We start from the raw sequence: 20772 nt of genomic DNA, 5'->3' as shown, positions 1-20772 counted from the left end.
GCGCCTCAACACCTGTTCAACGCAACCAGCGCCAGGCGATCAGCAAGCCCGTCAGCACGCCAAAACTGTTTGCCAGCATGTCGTAGGGCGAAGCCGTGCGCAGCGGCATCAAACCTTGCGCACCCTCGATGAGCAAACCAGTGAGCAAACAGCCCAGGGCTATCCAGAGCAACTTCACTCGGGGAAAGGCCAGCCGGCAACTGCAGGCAAAGACCAGGAAGCCGAGCCAGTGATGAAGCTTATCCTCTTGGGCAAACAGCTCCGGGATCGGCTGAGAGCGCAAGCCCGCGGTCAGCAGAATCGCGGTCACCCCCACAAAGACCAGGCCCCGTAGCCAGAATGGCATCTCGGTCAAACGCGTTAGTCTCGCCATCATTCGGTAATTTTCTCGAAGTTGTTGTAGAACCGGTCGCTGTCACGCCCGTCGGTCATGGTCTGTAGCGAGTAGGCACGGCCCAGGCGCGCGCCGCCGTCCCGGGTCAGCGGAGCCCAGACGATATTGGCCCGGCGCATGGTCGAAGTACTCATCAACTCGTCGAACGGGATGGAAATATAGATCCCCTTGTCGAAGCTGCCCTCACCATATTGTTCTTTCGAGGCGGTGGTCAGGGTGACCCAGGCACCAAATTTCACTCCGTTATTGAACTCCCGCGACAAGTCGACGGTGGTACCCCAGTCCCGCGCCAGATAACGCCCGACACTGACCGCCGCTTGCAAGTCATTGGGCAGCTCGGTATAGCCGGTAACATGGCCCGTCACGGTCCGGTAATCACGCAGACCGAAGCCCTGATCAAAATCACGCTGACGCACGAAGTTCAGATCCGCGCCCACCGACCAGCGTTGTCCCATGGGTCGATACAGCACTTCGCTGCCGACCCCGGCAAACATGGATTCCAGGTAGCCGCCGTAGACCATCCCATACAAATCCTTGTCCAGCTGCACTGCATGGTTGAGCTGGAACGTCGGCATCGTCACATCGGAGGTGGTCAGGTATTTGCGCAGATCGGTCCGCACCCGGGGCAGCCCGCTCGGCGCGTCGTAAGTGAACTTGTCGTAGTTGTTCAACAGGTTGGCGCTGAGCAAGCCGTTCCACCAGGTATTGCGGGTAAAACGGTACTCCGCGTCGGCATCGGCGGTGAACTGATAGAGCAATCCGTCGGGGCCGCCGATGTTCTGTTTGTAGCCCAGGCCGAAGCCGTAGCTGAACGGATCCAGGGCCTGGGTATAGAGCGTGGTTTCCCGGTGCGCAACCGCCGGATTGACTTCGGTTGAGCGGTGCAGATCTTTCAGCGGCTGCTCGTTGTTCACTACCGCACGGAACGTTTCCCGGGGCAGGCTGGTTTCCTCTATCGACATGTCATAACGCTGGTTCACCAAGGTGAACCAGTCAATATCCTGATTGACACTGTTGTCGAGAATCCGGCTGGCCCGCCCCACGGCTTTGGCCGGGTAAAAGTAGCGGGACTGCTCGCCATACACCATCAGCTCCGAACCGCGCTGGGTGATGCGCTTTACCTTGTAGCCGGCATTTTGCTGCAGCCGGCTGGAGACATTGGCCCAGTTGACCTGATCGGCCGGGGTCGACGGCTCCCGTGCCGGCAGCGGCTCGGCGGGAGGGTCGTAGGTCTTGGCCGGCGCCTTGCGGCCGACAAAATTGGTGTGCAGGGTGATGCCGAACATCGCAGTGTTGCCACGCTCCCAACCGGCACTCAGATCGACGCTATCGGCGAGCTTGTAGACCACGCCGATATTGATCGGCAGATCTTGCTTGATCGGGTTGTTCAATGGCTCGTTCCGGTAGTCGTTGCCCTCATACTCGACTTTCAGGCTCAGCGGTTCCCACGGTGTTTGATAGGCAATCCCGCCAAACAACGATGGGCGTCCCTTGAAATAAGCATTGGAGTTCACCCCACCTGCCCTGGCGACGGCTGCATCGCTCTGCGGCCGATCATTGAACTTGCTGCCAAGCACCGCCAGCGGGTTGCTGAAATCCCCCCGATTACCCAGATTGCCCCAGGCAATGCCGAGGCTGAAGTCCAGATTGTCATAACGCTTGTTGGCGACGAAATACTCGCTGGAAAACAACCCGGTACCACCGATATCCCGGGCCCCGATTGCGATCTGCGGTGCCCAGTGACTTTCTTCCCAAAGCCGTGCCTTGACGTCGATGGCCTTGTCTTTGAAGCTCTGATTGCCACTAAACGCCTCAGGGCCGTACTTGCGGTTGGTGATCGCGGTGTAGCGAAACGAACTTTCCAGCCAATCGAACGGTTGCAGGGAAAAGCTATAGCGCGAGTAAGGGTCGGTACGACTGGCAGTGGCACTCAACTCCCCGGCGGGGGCCATGCGCGCGGTGGGTGTCTGTAACAGACCGACACCACCGAAATCGTTCTGGGTGTAACGCGGTTCGCCATGAACCAATCCGCAGGGCAAGAGCAATACAGCAGCAAAACGTAACTTCAAGGGGCCACCTCAGCCAGGGGTTGAGTGGCGAGAAACTCGGCCAGTTGTTGATTGAGCTCAGGGGTCGGCGAATCGGGATTGTCGTTCTTGATCGGCACCAGGATCCTGCTGCCGGGGGCCAGCACGACGCCCTCCTCACGATTCCACCCCGCCGCGCCGATGCGCCGCACCTGACCATCGGGCTGGATCAGCCACAGATAATCGCTCTCGGCATCGCTGAGGATGGCGCAGTGCCGGACATAGTCGCGGGCTTCCTGCATGGCGCTGTAAGGCACATGACAGGGCTGCGCGACTGCCCCCCAGACTTCCACGGTGGACGGCCGCGCGGGATAAATCAGCTGGTCGCCATCATCCAGCAGAGCGTTACGGGCGAACCCCACCTCCAGGGCGATCGGATCGAGTACCGCGACCTCGCGCCCGGTGACCGGCAACCGTTCGATCTGCTCATACAGGCGCGCGCTCAAGGTCGCTCGCGTGCTCCTCTCATCGAGCAAGGCAACCCGCTGCAGCAGTTTCAGATCGAACAATACCCCGGCCTTCAACCGGGTCTGCTTGTCCACCAACGAGCGGTGCAGCCATGCCGCGCCCAGCCAGTAGCTTTCGGCGTTGGGTTGAGATGCGCTAATGACGTCCAGCAAACGGGCACCGGGTTTGACTTCAAACTGGCCGGAGCTGCGGACATCACCGCTGACGGTAACGGCCGCCTGGCCCACGCCCGAACCGATCAATAACAAGCCAAGTAACAAAAGGTTCGAACACTTCACCGGACAGCTCCCCGATCAGGGCGCAACTGCACAATTTTCAGGGACAGTTGCGGCGTCAGATGCTGCTCGCTGCGCATGATGAAACCGTCCTGAGGGTCGACCCAGTAGCGGTTGGTGGCGTGGAAATCCAGGGTGGGCGCATCCACCTGCTCATCGATCCGCAGCAAGGCGTAATCCTTGTCGAGAATTCTGATGCTCTCGATGTCATGGGTGCTGAAGCGGCTGTTGATCGGGATGCCAACACGGGAACCGTCGTAGATATCGATCCAGCGAGTGCTGGCGTAGCCGTCGGGCAAGTGCTGAAGGCCGCGTTTGAACGGCGATTCACCGCTGAAGCGAGTGCCGTCCAGGGAAACGCCCAGCCCGACAGTGCGCACCACCAAACCGTTGCGCAGCATCAGCACTTGTTTACCGGAAGCGACCCAGAACTCCAGGTCGCCACGTTGACGAGCCATGGCCATCACCCCCTCGCTGGTGGCGGTGGTGACCAGGATTTGCGGATAAGGCACGGCATCGACCTGAGCGCGGGTCAACTCGATGGAGGCAGGCCCCATGGCAGACGCTTTGAGCGTGTCCCAGGAGGCCTGCATCAAAGGGTTGCACCCGCACAGCAGTAGCGCCATCGTCAGATAGGCGCTGATAGGCAAAATGTTCACTGCTTGATTGAGCCTTATCTGCTTTTAGCTTCGCTGAGGTTGTTGACGGAGCTGGCGCCGGTCCCGAGGACACTGGCCGTAGGCAGAAGTTGGCTGATCAGACGGTTCCAGCGCGTCACACCGGCCGGGCCAACATAAACGATGTCTTGCGGCTGCAAGTCGAATCGGGTGGCCAACACCAGAGCAGACGGTGATTCAGCATCGAGCTGGAAGACCTTGGCCGGCTCGGTTTCCAGATTGTCCGCGCCGCGAATCACATACACCGCATTGCCATTGGAGGTGGTCTGGTTCAAGCCGCCCACAGTGCCCAGGGCGTCGGTGAGGTTCATCGATTTGCTCTTGAAACTCAGCGCGCGGGGCTGATTGACCTCGCCCATGACATAGATCCGCTTGAGATCGTTATAAGGCAGATACAGCTGGTCGCCCCCCTTGAGGTAGACACTGTGCAGCTGCGAGTCCTGACGATTGAGGGTGTCCAGATCAAGCCGGTACTCACGCCCGTTGCGGGTCAGCGTCAGGCCCGACAGGTCTGCGTTCAGCGGATCCACCCCGGCAACGCCAATGGCCTCTACCACGCTCAGTGGGTTAGTGGTGATCGGCTGTTGACCGGCCCTTGCCACAGCGCCGGAAATCACCACCGTCTGGCTGGCGAAACGCAATACGCTGACGTCGACCTGGGGGCTTTCGACAAATTGCGACAGGCGCTCGGCGATAAAGGCTCGCAGCTCTTCGATGGTTTTACCGGCAGCCGGGACATTACCAATGTAGGGATAGAACAACGTGCCGTCTGGACGCACCAGTCGACCGTTGGCATCGATTTGCTGTTGCGGCCCCGACGGTGCCGTCAACTCAGGGTGATCCCAGACCGTGATAAACAATAAGTCATTGGCACCCACGCGATAACCGTCCGGCGTATAGGACAACAACTCCGAAGGCACCGACTCGCGAACACGTGCGGCGGTATCCATGGCAATCAATTTAGGCGTGATGGGAATAAGTTCCACCCGGCTACTCTCCGCAGAACCGTCACGAACCAATGGCCGGGTATCCATATGTTGGCCAGGCGAAAACATACAACCGTGCAAGCTAATACTTGCCAGCATTACAACAGAAAACCTACGGATCATAATGGCACTACGCTAGTCGAGGGCAAGTCTGAAACAAGATCACCCAGAAAGTTCTGAGTGATCTTGAGCAACACACTTCAGAGGGTATCAATGGGTGCCAGTCGTTCCGGTAGTACCCGTGGTGCCGGTAGTTCCGGGCGTTCCGCCATTGGAACTGCCACCCGAGTTTGCAGCGGCCACGGCAGCGGCGGCCACGGCGGCGCCGACCAGCACGCCTCCCCCGACGGTGACACCGCCGATCAATGGGGTACTCAACGCGAGGGGTGCTTCCACCGCAGCCGCTTCCGGGACTGCCGCCGCTGGAGTCGCAGCCACCGGGGCAGTCAAGGTCTGGGGTTCTGCCGCCAATGCTGCGGTGCTCATGACCGCCAGCAAGCCAACAGCAAGTAGTTTCTTCATATCAAACTCCTTCTCGACATCAACTCTTCATAAGATTTGATACTAAGTGGCCAGGAATGGAACAGCCGGTATATAAACTGTTCCCCTGGATTGAACGGGGCAGTTCATGCACATTGCCTCCTTTGGAGCATGTCATTTACAGGTGTTGCACGCTATAGACCGACAATCGACAGCCCCTGAGCCAAGCGTCTGCGCAGAACAGGTACTATTGACGACCTTCTAAGACATTTAGCACTTTACGAGGCATTTTCAGCGCAAACTGGCGAGCAACAGCCATTCGCTCCTCAGGCCTATTGTTATTATTAGTCAGGATTCTCCCAGCGCATTGACCTTGAGGGTTTTATCGCGATGGGAAGTTCCAGGTAAAACAGCGCCCATTAATAACATTCACTGTTAAATATAGACTGTTAATAACCATAAACTGAATGTCCGCCCAAATAGCGGCAACGCGAATGTTCAGGCCTCGGAGGCTGTTTTTCCCAGTTGCTGCAGCACCTGTTGCAGCTCGCGCGCCCAGCTTTGAGGGGCCAATCCATGAGCGTGCTCAAGGGCTTGGCAATCCAGCACGGACCAGGCGGGTCGTTTGGCCGGAGTCGGATACTCGGCGGTGGTGATCGCCTTCAAGGTCGGGCGTTTTTCCAGTAAACCCAGTGCCTGAGCCTGGTTGAAAATCTCATCGGCGAAGTCGTACCAAGTGCAGGCGGAAGCGCCGCTGTAGTGATACAGGCCCCACTTGAGTGCACCGTCGCGTTGAAAAATCGCTGCGAGGGCCCACAAGGTATCGGCAATACTGCCAGCGGAAGTCGGACAGCCACGTTGATCCGCCACCACCGCCAGCTCATCCCGATCGCGCCCAAGGCGCAGCATGGTTTTGACGAAGTTGTTGCCATGGGCACCAAAAACCCAACTGGTTCGCAGAATCACATGGCGCGAACAGTGTTGCTGCAACACCTGCTCGCCGGCCAGCTTGCTCACCCCATACACACCTGAGGGAGCAGTGACATCGCCGGGTTTGTAGGCACTGTCGCTGTCGCCACTGAACACATAGTCGGTGGAAATATGCAGCAGCGGAATACCCAGCTCTTCGGCCGCCAACGCCAGGTGCGCAACGCCGTCCCGGTTCACCCCGTAGGCCCGCTCGACCTCGCTCTCAGCCTTGTCCACCGCGGTATAGGCCGCCGCGTTGATCACCAACTGTGGCTTGATTCGCGCCAAAACCTCCTGGACCTGAGCCCGGTCGCTGATATCCAGATCGCCCGAGCCGCAGCCAATCACGCTGAACCCGTGCGGTACTCTTTGCAGCAACTCGCGCCCGACCTGCCCTTGCGCTCCGGTCACTAGAACTCGCATGGTCACTCCCCGCTCAACAGTGTGCGCAAGCGCGGATGGCGCTGGTCTTTTTCCGAGAGTTGAGGCGACTTCAAGGGCCAGGCAATGTTCAGGTCCGGATCATTCCAGAGAAGGCCGCCCTCATCTTCGGGGTAATACAGGTCAGTGCATTTATATTGAAAATCGGCCGTATCGCTGAGTACACAGAAACCATGGACATAACCCGGCGGGACCCACAACTGAAGATGATCATCGGCGGTCAGCTCGATCCCCACGTGCTCACCGCACGTGGCAGACTCTGGGTTGATGTCCACTACCACGTCGTAAACCGCGCCACGGGTTACCCGAACCAACTTGCCCTGAGGCCGGGTCTGCTGAAAATGCAGACCACGCAGTACGCCATACTGGGAGCGCGAATGATTGTCCTGCACGAAAGGCAATTCGATTCCGATGTCGCGATAACGCTGCTGGTGATAACTCTCGAGAAAGAACCCACGAGCATCGCCGAACACCTTGGGCTCGATAATCAGTACGCCAGGCAACCGGGTTTTGATGACATTCATTTCCCAGGCTCCGTGGCCAGTACCTGCGCCAGATATTGGCCGTAACCGGTTTTGTATAACGCAGTAGCTTGTTTATCCAGTTGCTCGGCCGACAACCACCCCTGGTGGTAGGCCACTTCCTCAAGACACGCCACTTTCAGTCCCTGGCGCGCTTCAATGGTCTGGACGAAATGCCCGGCCTCCAACAATGAATCATGAGTCCCGGTGTCCAGCCAGGCAAAACCACGCCCCAGCACGCTGACGTGCAGGTCCCCGCGTTGCAGATAAGCGTTGTTCACGTCAGTGATTTCAAGCTCGCCGCGAATCGAGGGCTTGACGTGTTTGGCGATGTTCACCACGTCGTTATCGTAGAAATACAAACCCGTGACTGCATAGTTGGACTTCGGACGTTTAGGCTTCTCCTCGATCGAAACCGCCTTACCCTCGCCGTCGAACTCGACAACACCAAAACGCTCGGGGTCGTTGACTCGATAACCAAACACGGTGGCGCCGGTCTGTCGTTCTGACGCTTCGCGCAACGCGGCGCTGAAACCGTAACCGTAGAAGATGTTGTCGCCGAGAATCAGCGCCACATTGCTGTCGCCGATAAAGCTCTCGCCGATCAGAAAGGCTTGCGCCAAGCCATCGGGGGAAGGCTGTTCGGCATAGCTGAGTTCAATACCGAAAGCGGATCCGTCACCCAACAAGCTCTGGAAGTTGGGCAAGTCCTGCGGGGTGGAAATAATCAATATCTCGTAAATGCCCGCGAGCATTAATACCGACAACGGATAATAAATCATCGGTTTGTCGTAGACCGGAAGCAGTTGTTTGGATACACCGCGGGTAATGGGATGCAAGCGGGTGCCGGAGCCTCCCGCGAGAATGATGCCTTTCATATGGGGGATTCCCTTCAAAGCCTGGTAAGAATAGAGGCAGTACTTGTCTGTTTCAGGCGGTTTGGCCAAGACGCTCCGGCCGGTACTGTCCGTTAAGTACCCGTTGCCACCATGCTTGATTGTGCAAGTACCACTGAACCGTTTTGCGTAGGCCGCTTTCAAAGGTTTCCTGTGGCCGCCAACCGAGTTCACGCTCGATCTTGTCCGCGTCGATGGCATAACGAAGATCGTGACCCGGTCGGTCCCCGACGAAGGTAATCAGCTCGCGATAGCGCTCGACGCCGGCGGGCTTGTCGGGAGCGAACTCTTCGAGCAGATCGCACAGGGCTTCCACGACTTCAATATTGGTTTTTTCATTGTGGCCACCGATGTTGTAGGTTTCACCAACCTTGCCTCGGCACACCACCTCGCAGAGCGCGCGCGCGTGATCTTCTACAAACAACCAGTCGCGGATCTGCAAACCGTCGCCATATACCGGCAGAGGCCTGCCGTGGATGGCGTTCAGAATCACATGGGGAATCAACTTCTCGGGGAAATGATAGGGACCGTAGTTATTCGAGCAATTGGTGACCAATACCGGCAGACCATACGTACGTTGCCAGGCCCGAACCAGGTGGTCCGAACTGGCCTTGGACGCCGAATAGGGTGAACTGGGCGCATAAGGCGTCGTTTCACTGAACAGGCTATCGGTGCCTTCCAGGTCGCCGTAGACCTCGTCCGTGGAGATATGGTGGAAGCGAAACGTTGGTTTTACCTGCGCCGACAACCCGTTCCAGTAACGCCGGGTCGCTTCGAGCAAGGTATAGGTCCCGACAATGTTGGTCTGGATAAAGTCGGCGGGACCGTCGATAGAACGATCGACGTGCGACTCCGCGGCGAGGTGCATCACCGCATCCGGTTGAAACGCACTGAATACTTGATCCAGTGCCTGAGCGTCACAAATATCGACGTTAAAGAAGTGATATCGCGGCGACTCAGCGACGCTGGCCAAGGACTCCAGATTGCCGGCATAAGTTAATTTATCGAGATTGGCCACTTCGTATCGAGTGTTTTCGATCAGGTGCCGAACGACGGCAGAGCCAATAAAGCCGGCTCCGCCCGTCAGGAGAATACGGATAGTCATAATCGTCTCTCTACCGACTGACGGGATACCAGTCAGTAAATAATTTTCCATACTGATGCAAGATTTGATTCCACGTGAAGCGCTCATGAAAACGCGTAAGACTGGCCGCTTTCATCTGCGCAAGCGTTGAATCGTCCGTAAGTAGTTGCTCAAACAAGGCAGCACAAGAGGCTTCATCCTTGAAGTACGCGGCACCGCTTTCCGTCACCCAGCGATTGAATGGGTTGTCATGGGCAATAACTGCACACCCCGCACCAAGCGCCTCGACCAACGATGGGTTGGTTCCACCGACACGATGCCCGTGCAGGTAAAACCGACAATAAAAGCGCAGTGACTGTACGACTGCAGCCTCGTAGATCGCTCCGGGAAAGATGACCTCTGCGCTGGCCACGTCCATAACCTGTTTATGGTATGGATTATTATTGGGTTGAAAGTTGCCCAGAACGACAAGCCGGTGATTGCGAGGGGTGGAACTGAAGGCGCGAACCATCTCGAGGAACGAGTTTTCGGGTTCTGGTCGGGCGATGACCACCGAAAACTTGCCGGGCTCTATCGCATAAGTGGCCAATAAACTCGCGTCAGCACTCAGGACCCTATCGCCTCCATAGGGAATCATGGTGATCCTGGATTCGGAAACCCGTGTCGCAAGGTGCTGTTTTATCTTGGGGTGATCTGCAACAAGGTGATTACCCATCCAGCAACCGACACGTTCATTGAGCCAGAACCAGGTCTTGGCAATGGCTCCCCACTTGTCACGCCGCCATTCAATACCATCCATATTGATGATATTGGTCTGCCCTTTAATCCTTTGCAGCAAACTGAAGATGGCGGTGTTGTAACCCAGAGTCAGAAACAAACCCTTTTGCGATGTCGCATGACGCGTGGCTTTCCAATCAAAAAAAACCGTGCCCAGCGTCCCTTCCTGGGTAACCGGGATATGAATCCTGTTGACCCCATTCCAGATACTCTCAGTAATTCCTCCACAGCCCTCTTCCTGGCAGTAGACATACACCTGCCAGCCGTACGCCGTTAAATAAAGAGATAATTTTTCGGCGAAGGTTTCGAAGCCACCATGTTGAGCCGGAACACCTCTTATGCCCAGGATATAAATCTTTTTAGGTATCATGCTGCATCTCGTTGAATAAGGTTGAGAACTTACGCTCGAACACGTCCTGATTAAACTCCCGCGTACGGGCCAACGCACTATCGGATAACATCTTGTATTTTTCCGGATCCAGCGACATCTTGCATACCGCGCTGTAAAGTTCCTCAATATCGTATGAAGAGATTAAATAGCCTTCGATATCATTGCGTACCAATTCGGCGGGACCACCCACAGGAGGAACGATCACCGGCAAGCCATAGGACATGCCCTCGAGAATGGTCAAACCGAATGCTTCTATACAGTCATCCGGTCGGGTAAGGCTTAAAAGCAAATCGGCTCGCGAATAAAAACCTGACATATCCGTTTGGCGAGAATAAATCGCCAAATTATCCGGAATGTCGATACCGAAAAAATAACTATCGATTTCACTTCGATCGGCATTCAGTACCAGGGTGAAATTCAGGTGCTTGTCACCCTGACTACGCCGTGCAAGCGCCAGAAACTCCATGATGCCCTTGTAAGTCTTCAAGGAGCAGACCATCAAAGAGGTAAAACCCGCCTCTTCCTTGAGTCGACATGTGTGCTCAACCTTTGTATCCAGGGCATTATGAATAACCACTTGGGGAAGCTTGGCGAAACACTCCACCTGCATCAGATAGCTCGAAACAAACACAACCTTTTTACTGGTCTTTTCAATGACAAACCTGAGAAAGCGTTTCAGAATATTGGGCTTTATCGAGGTTTCATGCACATGATAATAAACCGGTATCCTCAACAATTTTCCCGCCAATGCCGCACCAAAAGGCATCATGGTATTGACATAAAACACCACGCCCTGCCTCTTGTATTTCAAGCATTGAATAAATAATAACCCTTGAGAGATTACATAATAGACAAGGGTCAGTAACTTATTCTCCGACCTTTTATAAAAAAGCCTGCTCTGCACATCGGCCACATCCGACAAAAAACCGTCACCATGGGCGCTGGTGATCACCTCGGTGGCTATATTGTTATTAGCCGCCACCTTGATCACTTGAGACAACACCTTGGGGCTTCCACTTCTGTCATTGAATAGATGAATGAAAACCAGCTTCTTTGAATTCATGTTTATGTTCTTTTGATGAGGGAACGACTGAGTGTTGAAAACCGCTCGGTAAGGGCCATGCACACCCAAAAAATGGCGATCGAATGCGCGGGAATGGTCTGACTTGAGAAGGCCATGGCGATAAAGAACGCGACCAGCGCTGCCCCCACTCTTACTTGATAGCGGTCGACACTTTGATCAATCGCCATCCTCCTGACCGCGGTCAAGCCACGTTTAATCACCAGAATGATGAACGAGAAGAAGACGATGAAGCCGAGGACGCCTGTGTCGTTAAGTATTGCCAGGGGCATATTGGATATCCAGGCACTGCGATGATTCTCCGAACCGACCAGCTCCGGTGCAAAGGAATACATTTCGCTGAAACTATAGATACCACTTCCGAACATGGGATTTTCCAGAATGGAATTCGCCGCCAATGCCCACATGACAAAACGCGTCTTGACCGAGTGGGTTCTACTGACCAGTTCATAATCGCCAAAAGAAGAGGCAATGAAATACGACAGGAGCGACATCACCGCCACCAAAAGGGTTGCCCCCAACAGGTACTTCACCAGGTCCCTGTTCTTGTACTTCCTCGGGTAGCTCAGCCCGTGATAAAGCCAGACGGAAATAATGTAGGAAACCCACGGTGCTCTTGAGAATGAAAAAAGCAGCGAAGTGTGCAAACCAATCACCAGGATCCACCACCATAATTTTCGGCGATAACCCAACGCCAGCACCGTCAGGGTAATAAGCGATACAAACACCCCGAACAGATTCGCCTCATAAATTGCGCCACGGATACGCGTCCCCCCGCTCCCCTCTTGCAGCCAGTGAATGGCCAGATCGGGAAGAGGAAACTTCAACAGTGAAAGCACATAAATCAACGATAAAAACGGACCTGAAAACCATGCCAAAAGCAGATAGGTCCTGGATTTGAATACCGTAAAGGGATTGGCCTTTAACCAGATCACCACGTAATAAAATGAAGCCGCCAGGAGTAAGCCGGCATACATTTTCAAGGACCAGGCCGCCACCGGACCGGAGGCTGATGAGTAGAAGGCCAGCACAATCCACAGGGTCAGGATGATCCCTGTCCTGGGCAGGCGCAGGGGAATATTCGAGCCGACCAACAGCAATACGACGATAAAAAAAATAGGGGCGGCCAGCACCCTTTCCAAGGTCAGGTTGTTACCGCCCAACGACCATTCAATATTGTTAAAAACCACTGTTATGCCGATGATGACAGCCAGTACATAACGCGGACTGATACTCGAGGAGTTCGAGCTAACGGAACCGTGGCTCATCATGAAATTTTAATTGGCTTTTTTGCAGTTTTGGTTGTAAGCGCCTCATCAAGATAACGCCAGGTCATCAACCTGAGTGCGTCCAGCTTTTCATGGCTGATTGTGAAGTTGATTGTTTTACCGACTACCGAGTCGACGTCACTCACGCTGCTCACCAGGCGATCGGCCAAATCAACTTTATCTAAAAGGCCTTTGATTCTATTCAACCCGGTTTCAGGCAGCGCCGTAATAAAGGGAATACCGAAGTTCAGAGCGAATGCGGTGCCATGGAACGAATTAGTGATCACAAAAGAGGCATTGGCGAACAGCGAAATATAATCAACAGGACTGGCATCCATTATATGCCTGTCGCTCTTGTAGCCAAGGAAAGGGTCCTGATCGATTGCCACAACTCGCATCCCTAATACCGCTTTTATTCTGTTTATCGTTGCTCTGACCAGCGCGTCTTTCTTCAGGGTATAAACAAGAATGTATTCATCATTGTTTCCCGCTGCTCTCCCGGAAAGCTGCAGGCTCTGCATCCATTCCTGCTTGTTCAGCATCAAGGTAGGGTCCAGGGTGTGATCAACCTGCTGATTGCCGAGCATGCTACGCAGCTTTCGCGCAGTGTCCTCTTCCCGGACGGAAATGCTGTCAAATGTCGACAATGCCTTTCTGACCTTGATCACCTCCTCATCCGAATAGTGATAGGAGCCCGCGCTTGAGGAAAACGAGACCTTCTTTTTCGCCCGCGAAAACGCCAGCATATAGTTAAGATCCAGACACCCCGTAATATTCGGGTTCCATATCTGGTCGCTGCCACAGACCACACAATCGAAGTCACTCGACAGGGTTTGAAGCGATTGCAAGTCCGGGCATGCGGGGGTCAACTTATAATGGACCCGCATAAATTCCCTGAACTTCGCTATCAACCTCTTGCGGGGAATGATTCGAAAAAAATCCTTGCCCGCTCTAAGAAAGCTGCGCGGGCTGTTGTCCACTCGAATCAGCTTCAAGGTGTTTTCCAGCTCTTTACTTTTATAATCAATAATCTTGACGTCGCCATACTTCGACAACACTTTCTGGCTGGCGAGCGCTTGGAGAGTTCCACCATAACTATTGGCGTGGTGTATCGTTATCAATGCAATTTTCAAGGTACTGAGTCCTTTGCGACCTGGGATGAGTACTTACTGACTGGACAGCTTGGTATACACTTCTGTTATGGGCCGACGCGAAGAAGCACACACCGTGTTCTGCTCATTCGGATAACCTATCGCCAACATCATAATCACCGAATGTTGCGGACTTATTTTGATCACTTTACGAAAGTTGATATCCGCTTTCCCCGACTTGCTCCAATTCAAACAGCACGACGCAATACCTATTGAATGCAGGGCCAGGATCAACGACATGGAAAACATCCCGCCATCAATCCAGTGCTGGTAACGTTCTCGAGCGGAAACGAAGGCACGCAAGTCTGTGGTGATAATCAGCAAGTCTTTTATTTTGTGCCCGAAGCCACGGTTACCATCTTGAAAAGCCAGCGCTTGTTGTGCCAGTTCACCCTCCAGATGATAGACATGCCAAGACTGCATGTTGCACGCAGAAGGTGACTTCATGGCCATCTCCAGCGCTCTGCTTAATTCTTCCGCGCGTATTTCTGCGTCGGAGAACTCTCGAAGCGAGTACCTGGACAGGAAGAAATCTTCTGGGGCGATCAATCGCCCTTTATTGAACTCCGCCCTGGCGTAATTGAGCGCCCCGCTGTTGTCATGGAACGGAATGGCTTGCTTGCTGAGGCTCTCGACTTTGACGAGGCGTTTTATAAGCTCGGCGGTTTTTTCCGGTTGGTGAGCTTTTTCAGCTTCAGCAAACTTCTTTAATACAGTGATCGCCACCAGATCATGATAGCCCGTGACATTGAGCATGAATGACTGCTCCAACGCGTTGATAAGCGCATTGGCGCCCGCCCATCCAGATCCCGGCTTTCTGTTGGTAAAACTCAGGCTCTTTTCAAGGGTGTGATACACCTTGACCATGTAATAATTTCGGGCTTCGACCGAGCGCAGTGACGATCGCCATCCCGAATACCTGGCATACCGACTCAAGTCATATAGAAAGCCAAATCCTGCCATTACTGTCCGGGCATAGATTTTTACGGTATTAATCATGAGCATTCATCTCCCGATTGTCGGTAGTGATAAATAAATTAGGCATGGGCGTTTTACCTGCTATCGAGACCTGTTCTTGAACACCAGCCGTTGGGCACCATAAAAATACAATGACAACAGCAATAGATTACTGACAACGGTCGCTGCCGCAGCGCCATGCAGGTCAAACCGGGGAATTAATAAGAGATTAAGGAACACATTGATGATCGCCACCAGCGCCATGTATTTAACTTTCACCTTCATGTGTTCCTGGGTCACCAACGTGGCACCCGGACTGAAGGCCAGAAAAATAACTGGCGCCGACAGGGAAAGAATCTTCAATACCGAGGACGCCTCTCGATAGGCTTCACCAAACAGCAAAGGGACTGCCCAGTCAGAGCAGACCAGAATCACCAGCATGGCCAAAGTACCGAGCAGCACCATCAGCCAGTTACCCTTTCGGTATACCTGATAAAACATCTCTGGGTCATGGTTGGCCCAGCGGTGCATCTTGGGCAGCAGGAACCTTTGATACATCACACCCGGCAGCAAATACACTGCCGTCATGATGGTAAAAGCGACGCTGTATATACCTGCTGCACTATTACTTGAGAGGTGTTTCAGCAAGATGATGTTGCTTTGGAAGTAAATCAGCTGCGAGAACACCGCGACACCGAATGGCCAACTGGCGCCGGCCACACTTAACAGGCTCGGTCTCACGGACGGAACCGTAAGCTCGGCGGTCAGTTCGTGTCCCTTCAGGGCCAACTTCCCATTTATCATGTGCAGCAACTGGGGGATGCCCAGTAAAAAAAACACGACTGCAATGACCGAATAAAATACCGCGTAGTACTCCCTGGCTAAAGGCATGGAGCTCATGACCACCGTGATGAAGACCATTGAGCACCGAAGAAAATTCGGTAAAATTTGCCAAAGCGCCAAGTGCAGATATTTTTCTTCAAGTTGCAGCTTGCTGCTCACCAGTTCTACTGATAGCTGCCCGAGTATGCACAGGGAGAGAATCAACAGCAGGTTTTGCGTTAAACGTTCATTGCTGGAATACAGCGCCCACGCCGCGATGGAACACATAAGCAACAGGGTACTTAAGATGATGAACTGGAACGAAGGTTTCAACCAGCGTTTCGCCGTCCAGCCCTCCTGACCGAAAGCCTTGAGCCAATAGTGAGATATCCCGAAGCCCGCCAGGGGCGCGAGTAGAGTGATGGTCGTGAGGGCTGACGAAAAAGCACCGAAGTCATTACTGCCCAACTTCCTGGCCAGCAACACCTGAGTCAGAAAGGCAAACCCGGCGCCCGCCAGAGATCCTATCCAAAGGAGCGATATAGCCTTCAACGCTGTGGTTTTATTCATTGACCTATGTCATTCGCAATCACGCTACCGCCCCAGGATTTTTCGTCATATTCCTCAGGACGTGGTGTTTCTATGAAATGTTGGTTTGATCATGCCTGTAGGGCTATTGATCCGGCGCGGCAATAACAATAAAAACGTAAACTTCAATAGCAACGGTAGCGCTGTCAAACCCTGAGCTTAAGAGACGGCCGCGCACTGCCCATCAGCTTTTGTCGGAAGCATAGGCATAGTGGTAATAACCATCATCACTGTAACCGTATTTATTGGAGGCCTTTTTCTCCACTCCATTAAAGATCGCACCTTTAATCGCAATGCCGTTCTGGGAGAATCTGCGGACCGTCAACGCGATTTCCTTCGCCGGGTTCAGGCCATACCGCGCGACAATCAGATTGGTCCCGGCCAGACGCCCGACGATCGCTGCATCCGTCACAGCCAGCAGCGGTGGCGTATCAAGAATCACTAGATCGTATAACTCACTCGCCTGCTCCAATAGCGCACTGAAATTGGCGTGCATCAGTAACTCGGAGGGATTAGGCGGGATCTGGCCTCGCCCGACAAAATCAAAGCTTTCGATTTCAGTCTTACGGATTGCGGTGGCCAAATCGCAGCGCCGGGCCAGGACATCGGAGAGCCCGTTGTCCGAAGGAACGCCCAAGACTTTGTGCAAATAGCCCTTGCGCATATCGACATCGACCAGCAATACCCGCAGCCCGGTTTGCGCGATCACCACCGCCAGGTTGACTGACACGAATGTTTTGCCCACCTGAGGGCTGGGGCCGGAAATCATCAACCGGTTATTGTCCGCCTCGTGCATGGCAAAGTGCAGGCTGGTACGCAGGCTACGCAACGCCTCGACCGCCAGATCGGTGGGGTGACTGATCGCCAGCAATGAAGAACCTGCGCCGGAACGTCCACGTCCGCGCAAGATTTTGTCTTCTTCATCCTTCTGCAGGAGGCTGTAGGGAATCGATGCGTACACCGGCAAGCCAAGTTGCTCGATGGCTTCCGGGCTTTCCAGACCACGGTTCAGCGCCTTGCGCACCAACACCAGGGTTATCGCCAGGAATCCACCAAGAATCGTCGCAATCAATACAATCAAGGCTTTTTTAGGTTTGACCGGCTTGAGGAAATTGACGTCCGCGGTGTCAATCACGCGCACATTACCGACGGTCCCCGCCCGCATCACATCCAGCTCCTGGGATTTGTTCAGCAACTGGGTATAAATGGCCGTACCCACCTCTACATCCCGGGTAAGGCTGAGCAATTCCTGCTGGGTGGAGGGAAGACTTTCCACCTTTGTCGCCAGGCTTTTCTGCTTGCTGCTCAACTCACCGATCTGGGTCAACAAGGCGCGATAAGCGGGATGCTGGCGGGTGAACTTCCTGTCCATCTCGGCTTGCTGCAACTTCAACTCAGAGATACTGGTATCCAGGCCGACAATCTGATCAAGAATGGCCTTGGTCTCGAGCGTGATATCCACGGACTTGCTACGAGTTTGGTATTGATTCAGGGCGTTCCCAGCTTTTTCCAGATCCTTTTTGACCAACGGAAGTTGCTCTTTTAGAAACGCCAGACTCTGCGCTGCCTCTGCCGACGTGCGCTCTACGTTTTTCCGTACATAGATATCGGCAATTTCATTGAGTATGTTGATCGCCTGATCCGGATGGGTGCTTTCCAATGCGAGACCAATCATGCCCGACTCTTTTCCGCGTTCGGAGACATCCAGTGCTTCTTGATAGTCGAGGATACTGGTCAGACGGGAATTACGAATAACTCTGAAACGGGTTCCAGGATTGGCGTGCAGTTCCTCTATTTCAAACCTGACGCCATTTTGCTCGAACAATTGCCCTGCCTGGCTGACCGCCAGCAGTTTGTCATCTTCATCCACCAGGGTGTAATGACCCTGTTCACCCACCGTCAGGGTCAACTTCTTGCCCAGTTGCGAATCGGGAAGATCCAGCTTGAATATCTTCAGCGACTCCCCTCCCCAGGCAAAACTGTCCAACCCCAACCAGGCATCGGCTATTTCACCGGGGTTTTTATTCTTGAATCGGCGCGCCAGGAACTCGCCAATAACAGGGAAGTACATCGGCTGTATGACAATATCAAGTTTCAAGTTGTCGACGGTTTTGCCAATCACCGAGCGGGACTGAATCAACTCGATCTCGGTGGCCGAAGGAGACTCCTTGCCCAGCATGCTGCCGATATCCGAGAAGCCCAGCAAATCGTTCTTTTTCGCTTCAACCTGCAGTAGCGCGTTCGCCTGAAATACCGGCGTCGCCAGCACCGCATACGCCCCCCCTGCCACCATGCAGGCACCGGTAATCGCCGCAATCAGCCATTTATGGTCGATCAGTGTTCCAAACATACCGAGAAGATCAATCTCGTCATTGTCGTCTTCCCGCACATTGACTACTGGCGCTTGCTGCATAAGTCGGATTCTTTGCCTTTATTACGATTCAATGAGTAGAGGCCATCAGCGTGCTAGACGCTGTGCCCATGCGTGTACGGCGTCTTCGATCAACGCATAAGCGTGCACAAAAGCAGGTTTGCCTTGACGGTAGGGGTCGCTGATTTCACGGTCGTCTTGCCATTTACCCAGCATCAACACCTTGCCTCGCGCTTCAGGGGCCAGTTCGAGCACGCCGCTGACATGCCGCCGCTCCATCACCAGAATCAGGTCGGCCTCGCTAACAGCCTGAGGCGTGAGCTGAACCGCCTGGTGCTCATCTAGCTGGCGCCCATGCTCCTCGAGCACCGCGCGCGCCATCGGCTCGATCGGCTTGCCTACCAAGGCAGCAAGACCGGCTGAGCTGACCTCGATATTGGAATGACCGAGCGCCCCACGCAGCAGATTTTCCGCGGTAGGGCTGCGGCAAATATTGCCGACACAAACAATCAAAACTCTTTTAAGCAAGATAACCTTCCCCGTCTTGTCAACCTATCGGCGGTGACATAGCACTTACCGAACATAAGAGTTTTAAATCACGGATGAACCTGGGCATTCATAATGTCCGGCAACGGCAGCATCAACATTGAAACATCAAGTGTGTATTTATTACCACGACACTTGAACAGCACTCAATTTTTTCTTCAGACAAAAAATAACACTTCACTTCTCGGCACGTTAAAAATAACAGCTCGCGAATTTATTCAGACAATTTCTAACCGTTGCGATTTTCCCGCGACCGATCAATTTAGATTACACCACTCGTAGCGAATGGCTAATGTATAGCCGTTCCGCCAATACAGTGCCGGATCGTTATCAGATGTCGGGTTATTAATTGTAAGGACGCTTCATGATTCGTAAATGTCTGTTCCCCGCTGCAGGTTATGAGCCCCGATTTCTGCCCGCCACCAAGGCCACAAACTTCTGTTTCGAGCACCTGCATCAAAACAACCTGTGACGGCTCTGAACCCGGACCAGAGTGCACTTCATCGAAACGGCCTCACGGTCCTCTTTACCCTATGGACGAAGCCTCTATGACTACGTTGAGCGGTTTCAAGGCAGATGACAGTCGCCATCCGTATGGCTCGGAACTTACAAACAACCTCGCGTACCTCGTCGTCCGCGCCTATGCGTCGGAACTGATATTCCCCCGCAAGCAGAAGGCGCCCGTGCTGCTGGTGGAACGCATCGGTGCCTTTCCGTCTTCCGGGGAGATCCGCCGTCAAATCAAGGATGGCACCGCCCTGCTGGCAAGCATCAAGAACCGCTACGCCGCCGAGGCCCTGGACATCAATGAAAGCGACGGACTGAGCCTGGTCTTTGCCGACTGGCGCTTCAGCTTGCGCCTCTCGGGCGATGACTGCGTGACTTGGTTGAATGTCGAAAGCCGCGGCGACATCTCGTTAATGCAGCGCAAAACCGCCGAGCTGCTGGAGCAGATCGACGCAGGGAAGGATCTCGAATGAACGCGAGTACAGAACACGCCGCCAAAGCCTGGTATCTGATCCAGTGCAAACCCAAACAGGATGAGCGCGCCGAAGAACACCTGCAGCGCCAGGGCTATGCCTGTTTTCGCTCCAAGTACAGTCGTGAGCGCATTTTACGGGGGCAGCGACGGGTGATCAGCGAGTCGCTGTTTCCAGGCTATCTGTTTATTCAACTGAGCCTTCAGGACAGTTGGGGGCCGCTGCGTTCGACCCGAGGCGTGTCGCGAGTCGTCGGATTCGGCGGCCAGCCTCTGCCGATCCGTAATGCGTTGATCGACGAGCTTCAAGAACACAACAGCCAGGCCATCGTGAGCACCCTGTTAAAACAGGGTGAGACGGTACGCATCACTGAAGGTCCATTCACCGATCTCGAAGCGGTGTTCCTCGCCATGGATGGCGAGGAACGAGTGTTGCTGCTGATGAATTTCCTGCAGCGTGAACAGCGAATCAGCCTGCCTCTGGCAGGCGTCAGCAAGCTCTGAATGTCTGCCGATCATGTGTTTGTTCATCATCGTTGCTCCCTCTCGATACGACAGGCTGT

20 protein-coding genes are annotated in these 20772 nt (G+C 54.2%); 2 read left to right on the top strand and 18 right to left on the bottom strand.

Going from position 1 to position 20772, the window contains the following annotated elements:
• Positions 1-16: 16 nt before the first annotated feature.
• The 18 genes from BK659_RS15095 to BK659_RS15010 all read right to left on the bottom strand — a co-directional run bounded on the left by BK659_RS15095 (position 17) and on the right by BK659_RS15010 (position 19146).
• Positions 17-376, bottom strand: a complete 360-nt coding sequence (locus tag BK659_RS15095) for a VanZ family protein (RefSeq protein ID WP_123425830.1) — start codon at positions 374-376, stop codon at positions 17-19.
• Positions 373-2463, bottom strand: a complete 2091-nt coding sequence (locus BK659_RS15090; RefSeq protein ID WP_123425829.1) for a YjbH domain-containing protein — start codon at positions 2461-2463, stop codon at positions 373-375. Before BK659_RS15090 ends, BK659_RS15095 begins: the two co-directional genes overlap by 4 nt.
• Entirely contained in the window at positions 2460-3227 is a 768-nt protein-coding gene (locus tag BK659_RS15085) for a capsule biosynthesis GfcC family protein (protein WP_123425828.1), read from the bottom strand. The genes BK659_RS15090 and BK659_RS15085 overlap by 4 nt, the downstream gene beginning before the upstream one ends.
• The gene (locus BK659_RS15080) at positions 3224-3883 is read right to left on the bottom strand and encodes a YjbF family lipoprotein (protein WP_311196695.1); all 660 of its coding nucleotides are present in this window, start codon (positions 3881-3883) and stop codon (positions 3224-3226) included. The genes BK659_RS15085 and BK659_RS15080 overlap by 4 nt, the downstream gene beginning before the upstream one ends.
• Before the next feature lie 14 nt (positions 3884-3897).
• Positions 3898-5010 carry a polysaccharide biosynthesis/export family protein gene (locus tag BK659_RS15075; protein WP_185015372.1) on the bottom strand — a complete coding sequence of 371 codons (1113 nt, stop codon included), beginning with the start codon at positions 5008-5010 and terminating at the stop codon, positions 3898-3900.
• Positions 5011-5097: 87 nt separating this feature from the next.
• A complete protein-coding gene (locus tag BK659_RS15070; protein WP_123425826.1) occupies positions 5098-5409 on the bottom strand; it encodes a hypothetical protein in 312 nt (103 codons plus the stop codon).
• Between the two features lie 456 nt (positions 5410-5865).
• Positions 5866-6759: a dTDP-4-dehydrorhamnose reductase gene (gene rfbD, locus BK659_RS15065; RefSeq protein ID WP_123425825.1), complete on the bottom strand. Its 894-nt coding sequence runs from the start codon at positions 6757-6759 to the stop codon at positions 5866-5868.
• 2 nt (positions 6760-6761) lie between these two features.
• Positions 6762-7301, bottom strand: coding sequence for a dTDP-4-dehydrorhamnose 3,5-epimerase (gene rfbC, locus BK659_RS15060; RefSeq protein ID WP_123425824.1), 540 nt, complete (start codon positions 7299-7301; stop codon positions 6762-6764).
• Positions 7298-8176, bottom strand: a complete 879-nt coding sequence (gene rfbA, locus BK659_RS15055) for a glucose-1-phosphate thymidylyltransferase RfbA (RefSeq protein ID WP_123425823.1) — start codon at positions 8174-8176, stop codon at positions 7298-7300. Before rfbA ends, rfbC begins: the two co-directional genes overlap by 4 nt.
• A gap of 52 nt (positions 8177-8228) precedes the next feature.
• Positions 8229-9299, bottom strand: a complete 1071-nt coding sequence (gene rfbB, locus BK659_RS15050; RefSeq protein WP_123425822.1) for a dTDP-glucose 4,6-dehydratase — start codon at positions 9297-9299, stop codon at positions 8229-8231.
• 10 nt (positions 9300-9309) lie between these two features.
• Positions 9310-10425, bottom strand: a complete 1116-nt coding sequence (locus BK659_RS15045) for a DUF1972 domain-containing protein (protein WP_185015371.1) — start codon at positions 10423-10425, stop codon at positions 9310-9312.
• On the bottom strand, positions 10415-11509 hold the full coding sequence (locus BK659_RS15040) for a glycosyltransferase family 4 protein (protein ID WP_123425821.1): 1095 nt from the start codon (positions 11507-11509) through the stop codon (positions 10415-10417). The genes BK659_RS15045 and BK659_RS15040 overlap by 11 nt, the downstream gene beginning before the upstream one ends.
• A gap of 2 nt (positions 11510-11511) precedes the next feature.
• On the bottom strand, positions 11512-12795 hold the full coding sequence (locus BK659_RS15035) for an O-antigen ligase family protein (protein ID WP_259740265.1): 1284 nt from the start codon (positions 12793-12795) through the stop codon (positions 11512-11514).
• Positions 12795-13928, bottom strand: a complete 1134-nt coding sequence (locus tag BK659_RS15030; RefSeq protein WP_123425819.1) for a polysaccharide pyruvyl transferase family protein — start codon at positions 13926-13928, stop codon at positions 12795-12797. Before BK659_RS15030 ends, BK659_RS15035 begins: the two co-directional genes overlap by 1 nt.
• Positions 13929-13961: 33 nt before the next feature.
• Positions 13962-14945, bottom strand: a complete 984-nt coding sequence (locus tag BK659_RS15025) for a nitroreductase family protein (protein ID WP_123426086.1) — start codon at positions 14943-14945, stop codon at positions 13962-13964.
• A 60-nt stretch (positions 14946-15005) separates the two neighbouring features.
• A complete protein-coding gene (locus tag BK659_RS15020; protein WP_123425818.1) occupies positions 15006-16295 on the bottom strand; it encodes an oligosaccharide flippase family protein in 1290 nt (429 codons plus the stop codon).
• A gap of 202 nt (positions 16296-16497) precedes the next feature.
• Positions 16498-18726: a polysaccharide biosynthesis tyrosine autokinase gene (locus tag BK659_RS15015; protein WP_123425817.1), complete on the bottom strand. Its 2229-nt coding sequence runs from the start codon at positions 18724-18726 to the stop codon at positions 16498-16500.
• 45 nt (positions 18727-18771) lie between these two features.
• On the bottom strand, positions 18772-19146 hold the full coding sequence (locus BK659_RS15010) for an arsenate reductase/protein-tyrosine-phosphatase family protein (protein ID WP_475847826.1): 375 nt from the start codon (positions 19144-19146) through the stop codon (positions 18772-18774).
• A 632-nt stretch (positions 19147-19778) separates the two neighbouring features.
• Here BK659_RS15010 and BK659_RS15005 point away from each other — a divergent pair.
• Entirely contained in the window at positions 19779-20210 is a 432-nt protein-coding gene (locus BK659_RS15005; protein WP_123425815.1) for a phosphohexomutase domain-containing protein, read from the top strand.
• Positions 20207-20713 (top strand): transcription/translation regulatory transformer protein RfaH, encoded by a 507-nt coding sequence (gene rfaH / locus BK659_RS15000; RefSeq protein ID WP_123425814.1) that lies wholly within the window; start codon positions 20207-20209, stop codon positions 20711-20713. Before BK659_RS15005 ends, rfaH begins: the two co-directional genes overlap by 4 nt.
• The last annotated feature ends 59 nt before the right edge of the window (positions 20714-20772 follow it).

The organism is Pseudomonas brassicacearum, assembly GCF_003732225.1.
GTDB lineage: Bacteria > Pseudomonadota > Gammaproteobacteria > Pseudomonadales > Pseudomonadaceae > Aquipseudomonas > Aquipseudomonas brassicacearum_E.
This window is presented reverse-complemented; position numbering and strand designations above follow the sequence as displayed.